The following is a 6,118-nucleotide window of genomic DNA, read 5'->3' as shown; positions in this document are numbered from 1 at the left end:
GTCTGCAACGACCGGGCCTGGCCGCGCATTCCCACCCGTGGGGGCCGGGCGGTGGGCCGTGGTCCTGCGATCGTCAGGGTATGTAACGACCCCCGGCCGGCCACGATTCCGCCGCACCGGTGCGACCGGTCACAGCCCAGACACCGTTCTGACCGGATAAATCGCCCAGGAAACCCGCGCGGGTGAGCCGGGCCGGTCCCCCACTCGGCATGACCCACACGGCATCGCCGATATGGGGGTATCCGGGACGCCGGGATACCCCCATATCGGCGATGTGGTGTGGGTCATGAGTCGGTAACCACGCCCGATCCCCTTGAAACCGACAAAACGCCCGGTCGTGAGTCGGAGGCATTCGCCGCGGAGGCAACCAGGCCGGGTGGACAGCCGAAACCGGCACAGAGGCCGAGCCGTGACGCGCGACGCACCCAACCGGCGAGCGATGCCGTCCGCGAGCCCACGGGCGGCGGACCGCGAACGGCGGACCGGCGGGCAGCGGACCGCGGGCGGAGCCGGCAAGCCCGCGCAGGCGGGGCCGTCGGGGGGCCGGCGACAGTCCGGCGCAAACGTCCTGAGCGACACCTGGACTGCTGGGCGTTACCCTGACACCATGCAGGCCGTCTCCCCCACCGCGACCGGCGTGGCCTTCCTGGCCCGCCCGGGTCGCCCCGCCGTGGTGGCGCGGACGCTCGCCGAGCTGGCCGGTCCCACTCGGGGTGTGGTGGAGTTGCCGGTGCGGTTGATGTGGAACGCGGAACGCACCTTCGACCTCGCCGACCCCGACCAGCTGCTGTGGATGTACGAGAACGTGCTGCGGGAGACCACCCGCGCCGAGGACCTGCGCGTCCTGATCAACGGGCGGACGCTGCGGCGGGTGTGGCGGCTGCTCAACCTGCCCCGGGGCGTACGCCTGGCGTGGGAGAGCCGCCACCGGGGCCTGCGGGCGGCGTGATCGCGCCCCATCTGCACGAGTTCTACCGGGAGGTGGCCCGGGTGGCGTTGGCCGCCGCCGGCCCGTACCGCTTCGTGTTGGGCGGCGGGGTGGCGTGGGCCGCGCACGGCCTCGTCGCCCGCCCGACGGAGGACGTCGACCTCTTCGCCGACGTCGAAGGTGCCGCCGCCGCGGCCTCCGCCGGCGTGCGGGTGGCGTTGGAGCGCGCCGGGTTCACCGTCACGGACGCCGACCCGGACAGCGACCTCGCCGAGCTGTTCGACGGGTACGACCGGGACATGAAGGACTTCGTGGTGAGCCGTGACGGGCGGCAGATCCGGCTCAGCCTGGCCCGGCTGGACCGGCAGCAGAGCCCAGTGGTGATGGACCTCGGCCCGGTCATGGACGTCCGCGACCTGGTGGCCAACAAGATCGCGGCGCTGGTCAACCGTCGGGAGGTCCGCGACTTCATCGACGTGGCGGCGGCCCTGGAACACTACGACGTGACCGAGTTGCTGGTGCTGGCCCGGCAGGTCGACCCGGCGCTGGACCCGGACGACGTGCGGGCCGCCGGCCGTTACCTGGACCGGCTGTCCGAGCAGCGCTTCGGCCGGTACGGCCTGGGGGCCACCGACGTCGCCCGGGTCCGGGAGCGTTTCGCCACCTGGCCGCGCTGACCGTGCGACCGGGCGGGCGGCCCGGGGGCCGCCCGCCCGCCTGCGGGTTCACTTGGTCGGTCGACCGCCCGTGACGCCGAGGATCTCACCGGTGACGTAGCTGGACTCCTGCGAGGCGAAGAAGACGTACGCGGGAGCCACCTCCGCCGGCTGACCGGGGCGGCCCTGCGGGGTGTCGGTGCCGAACTGCTCCACCTTCTCCTTCGGCATGGTCGCCGGGATCAACGGCGTCCAGACCGGGCCGGGCGCCACCGCGTTGACCCGGATGCCCTGCTCGGCGAGGTCGGCGGCGAGGGCCTTGGTGAAGTTGGCGATCCCCGCCTTGGTGGTGGCGTAGTCGAGCAGCTGCGGCGACGGGTCGAACGCCTGGATCGACGCCGTGTTGATGATCGCCGAGCCCTCGGGCAGGTGGGGAATGGCGGCCTTGCACAGCCAGAACATCGCGTACAGGTTGGTCTTGAGCACCCGGTCGAACTGTTCGGTGCTGATCCCGAGGATCCCCTTGTCCTGCGACATCTGGTAGGCCGCGTTGTTGACAAGGATGTCAATGCCGCCCAGGTCACGCACCGTACGGTCGACGAGTTCCTGGCAGTGCGCCTCGTCGGTGATGTCGCCGCGCACCGCGACGCCCCGCCGGCCGGCGTCCTCGACCAGCCGGATGGTCTCCCGGGCGTCGGCGTCCTCCTCCTCGCTCAGATAGGAGATGACCACGTCGGCGCCCTCCCGGGCGTACGCGATCGCGACCGCCCGGCCGATCCCCGAGTCACCGCCGGTGATCAGCGCCCGTTTGCCGTCGAGCTTGCCGCTGCCCCGGTACGTGTCCTCCCCGTGGTCCGGCTTCGGCGTCATCTCCCCGGTCGAGCCGGGCGGCGACTGCTGCTGGCCGGGCTGGCCGGACTGCTGGCCGTACTGGCTGGTCGGGTCCTGCTGGGTGTGCTGGTCCTCACTCACCGACGTCTCCTCGCACCGCGCGGGTCAGCTCCCGCGACAACCGTTCTCCACCGCGCTACCCGACGGCGGGCTGCGGAAACCGGGGCTGACGTGGCAGGAGTGACAGACGGTGGTTATGGTGCGCGAGGCGCCCACGAGGTGCCTCCACCCCCATGGAAAGGCATGTCATGACCTCTCCCTCCGGCCCGTCGCGTCGCCAGGTGCTCGCCGTCGCGGCCGCGGCGGCGACCGCCCCGCTGATCGCCGCCGCGCCCGCGCAGGCGGCCGGCGCGGCCCGGCCGCGCACCTGGGACCTCACCCTCCTGGGCACGTCGGACACCCACGGCAACGTCTACAACTGGGACTACTACCGCGACGCCGAGTACGACGACAGCAAGCACAACGACATCGGCGTCGCGAAGCTCGCCACCCTGATCAAGCAGATCCGCGCCGAGCGGCGCGGCAGGGCGACGCTGGTGCTCGACGCCGGCGACACGATCCAGGGCACCCCGCTGGCCACGTTCTACGCCAAGCAGGAGCCGATCACCGCCACCGGCGAGAAGCACCCGATGGCCCGCGCCATGAACGTCATCGACTACGACGCGGTGACGCTGGGCAACCACGAGTTCAACTACGGCCTGCCGTTGCTGGACCTGTGGATCCGCCAGCTCGGCTTCCCGGCGCTCGCCGCCAACGCGGTGAACGCGAAGACCGGCAAGCCGGCCTTCCAGCCGTACGTCATCAAGAAGGTCTCCCTCGGCTTCGCCGCGCCGACCCTGCGGGTCGGCATCCTCGGCCTGACCAACCCCGGGGTGGCCATCTGGGACAAGGGCAACGTCGAGGGCAGGCTGCGGTTCGACGACATGGTCGCCACTGCGGCGAAGTACGTGCCGATCATGCGGGCGCGGGGCGCGGACCTCGTGCTGATCTCCGCGCACGGTGGTGACAGCGGCACCTCCAGCTACGGCCCGGACCTGCCGAACGAGAACCCGGTGGCGCTGATCGCGCAGCAGGTGCCGGGCATCGACGCGATCCTGTTCGGGCACGCACACAACGAGGTGGTCGAGCGGTTCGTCACCAACGAGCGCACCGGCGCGCAGGTGCTGCTCTCCGAGCCGTCGAAGTGGGGCCAGCGGCTCACCCGGATGGACTTCACCCTCGCCCGCGAGCGGGGGCGGTGGACGATCACCAAGAAGACCGCCACCATGCTGAACACCAACACGGTGGTCGAGGACCCGAAGGTGCTCGCCGCCGTACGGGCCCAGCACCAGAAGACCATCACGTACGTCAACCAGGTGGTCGCCCAGGCCACCGTGGGGATGTCCACCGTGGAGTCGCGGTTCAAGGACAGCCCCATCCTGGACTTCATCAACCACGTCCAGGCCGAGACCGTCACGAAGGCGCTGGCCGGCACGCAGTACGCCGACCTGCCGGTGCTGTCGCAGGCCTCGCCGTTCAGCCGCACCGCGGTCTTCCCCGCCGGCGACGTCAAGATCCGCGACGTGGCCGGGCTCTACGTGTTCGACAACACCCTCGAGGCGGTCGTGCTCAGCGGCGCCGAGGTGCGCGCGTACCTGGAGTACTCGGCGAAGTACTTCCGCACCGTCGCCCCAGGCGCCCCGGTTGACACGGAGCAGATCAGCGACCCGGCGGTGCCGGACTACAACTACGACGCGATCTCCGGCCTGGACTACGACATCGACATCTCCAAGCCGATCGGCCAGCGGATCACCCGCCTGGTGCTGCCCGGCACCGACACCCCGGTCGCGGACAACGCGCAGTTCGTGATGGCGGTGAACAACTACCGGCGCAGCGGCGGCGGCAACTTCCCCGGCATCGTCAAGACCCAGGTCTACAACGCGCAGCAGGAGATCCGCCAGCTGCTCATCGACTGGGCGCAGGCCAGGGGGACGATCGACCCGGCCGACTTCTTCCAGCCCAACTGGCGCCTCGTGCGCGAGGGCGTGCCGGTCTTCTGACCGGAGCGACACGTCGGGGCGGGCCGTGGGTGGTGATCACCCGCGGCCCGTCGCGTGTTCTCAGCCCTGCACGTTCCAGCGGATCGGGTCCTCGGCCCTGTCCGGCCCGTCACGCCCCGGGTCCGTCTCGGTCAACGCGACCCGGTCGTCCGGGCGGACGGCGGGCGGCAGCTCCCCGAACCGCACATGGCGCAGAAACGCGTACTCGTCATCGGTGAACGGTTGCTCGGCCATCGCCACCTCCCTGCTCCCCCGCCATTGTCCGGTGACCGGCGGGTCGGTGGAAGGTTCCGCTGTGCTGTCCGGCGCACACCCCGTAGACCGTCCTAGGATCCTGGGTGAATAGGGGACGGCCGCCGGCTGGGCAGCCGGTCCAGCATCGCGAGCGCCGCCCGGATCGGCCGGCGCCCCAGCATCTCGGCGAAGCTCGCCCGCCCCTGACAGAACTGGACGAACATCCGCCATCCCGGCGGGGTCGCCAACAGCGCGTGGAACACCCCCGGGCGGTGGATGAACACGTCGAGCAGCCGGAACCCCGCCCGCATCTCCGGCACCAGACGCTCGGCCACCGCCCGCTCGTACCCGGCCAGCTCGCCGGCGGCGACCGCCATGCCCGCCAACTCCCCGGACCGCAACGCGAAACTGATGCCCTCGCGGCTCCACGGCTCCAACAGCCCCGCCGCGTCCCCGGCCACCAACACCCGACCGGCACGCAACGGGGAACCCTCCTCGCGGCAGCGCGTCAGGTGACCGGAGTCGTGCTCCGCCGGCAGCCCGGTCAAGCCCAACCGGTCGACGAACCGCCGCAGATACTCCCGCGTCCCCTCCCCCGCGCCCCGGGCCGCGATCACCCCGACCGTCAAGCGCTCCCCCTTGGGAAAGACCCACGCGTAGGAGCCGGGCATCGCCCCCCAGTCCAGCAGCAGACGCCCCCGCCACCGCTCCTGCTCCGCCGGCGGCACCGGCACCTCCAGCTCCAGACCGAGATCCACCTGCCGGTACCGCACCCCCACGTGCCGGGCAGTCACCCCGGACGACCCGTCCGCGCCGATCACCGCCCGCGCCGTGAGCGTCGTACCGTCGGCCAGCCGCAGGCGTACCCGCTCAGGGTCCTGCTCGATCGCGCGGACCGCCACGTGCTCGCGGATCTGCGCGCCGGCGGCGACAGCCGCGGCGCGTAACCGGTCGTCGAACTCATCCCGGCGCACCATTGTCACCACCGGGCTGGCGTGCCGGCGGGTGAACTCCCGGCGGCCGTCCCGGGTGAACGTCACCCGATCCACCCGGTCGCGCGCCGGCACCTCGATCCGGTCCCGGACGGCGGCCAGTGAGGTACCGATCAGCCCTCCACCACACGTCTTGTACCTCGGGTGCGCGGCCCGCTCGACGACCAGGGTGCGAACGCCCGCCCGGGCGGCGGCGTGGGCCGCGGAGAGCCCGGCGGGACCGGCGCCGACGACGATGAGATCCCAGATGATCACCGTTGCAGCCTAGGGCACCGCCCGCCGCGCGGACCGGCCACGGCACGTCGCCTCGACCGCCCGATCGGGTGGGCATCTTCGCTGCCCCAGGGGGTACCCGACGCCGTGCGAACGTCCGCGCCG

Annotated in this window: 6 protein-coding genes; 3 read left to right on the top strand and 3 right to left on the bottom strand. The window is 71.8% G+C overall.

Annotated elements, in window-relative coordinates; all coding sequences use genetic code 11:
- The first annotated feature begins 607 nt into the window (after positions 1 to 607).
- A complete protein-coding gene (locus FHG89_RS23510) occupies positions 608 to 949 on the top strand; it encodes a hypothetical protein (protein ID WP_139586580.1) in 342 nt (113 codons plus the stop codon).
- Positions 946 to 1,605 (top strand): nucleotidyl transferase AbiEii/AbiGii toxin family protein, encoded by a 660-nt coding sequence (locus tag FHG89_RS23505; RefSeq protein WP_139586579.1) that lies wholly within the window; start codon positions 946 to 948, stop codon positions 1,603 to 1,605. The genes FHG89_RS23510 and FHG89_RS23505 overlap by 4 nt, the downstream gene beginning before the upstream one ends.
- A 48-nt stretch (positions 1,606 to 1,653) precedes the next feature.
- Here the strand turns inward: FHG89_RS23505 and FHG89_RS23500 are convergent, their stop codons facing one another.
- On the bottom strand, positions 1,654 to 2,556 hold the full coding sequence (locus tag FHG89_RS23500) for an SDR family oxidoreductase (protein WP_139586578.1): 903 nt from the start codon (positions 2,554 to 2,556) through the stop codon (positions 1,654 to 1,656).
- 167 nt (positions 2,557 to 2,723) lie between these two features.
- Here FHG89_RS23500 and FHG89_RS23495 point away from each other — a divergent pair, with 167 nt between their 5' ends.
- A complete protein-coding gene (locus FHG89_RS23495) occupies positions 2,724 to 4,514 on the top strand; it encodes a bifunctional metallophosphatase/5'-nucleotidase (RefSeq protein WP_139586577.1) in 1,791 nt (596 codons plus the stop codon).
- Positions 4,515 to 4,574: 60 nt separating this feature from the next.
- Here FHG89_RS23495 and FHG89_RS33095 read toward each other — a convergent pair whose 3' ends face one another.
- Positions 4,575 to 4,748, bottom strand: a complete 174-nt coding sequence (locus FHG89_RS33095; RefSeq protein ID WP_167517505.1) for a hypothetical protein — start codon at positions 4,746 to 4,748, stop codon at positions 4,575 to 4,577.
- A gap of 92 nt (positions 4,749 to 4,840) precedes the next feature.
- On the bottom strand, positions 4,841 to 5,995 hold the full coding sequence (locus tag FHG89_RS23490) for a geranylgeranyl reductase family protein (RefSeq protein ID WP_139586576.1): 1,155 nt from the start codon (positions 5,993 to 5,995) through the stop codon (positions 4,841 to 4,843).
- Positions 5,996 to 6,118: the final 123 nt, after the last annotated feature.

The organism is Micromonospora orduensis (genome assembly GCF_006228125.1).
Classification (GTDB): Bacteria; Actinomycetota; Actinomycetes; order Mycobacteriales; family Micromonosporaceae; genus Micromonospora; species Micromonospora orduensis.
Note: the sequence above shows the minus strand (reverse complement) of the source record. Positions and strands in the feature narration are given on the sequence as shown.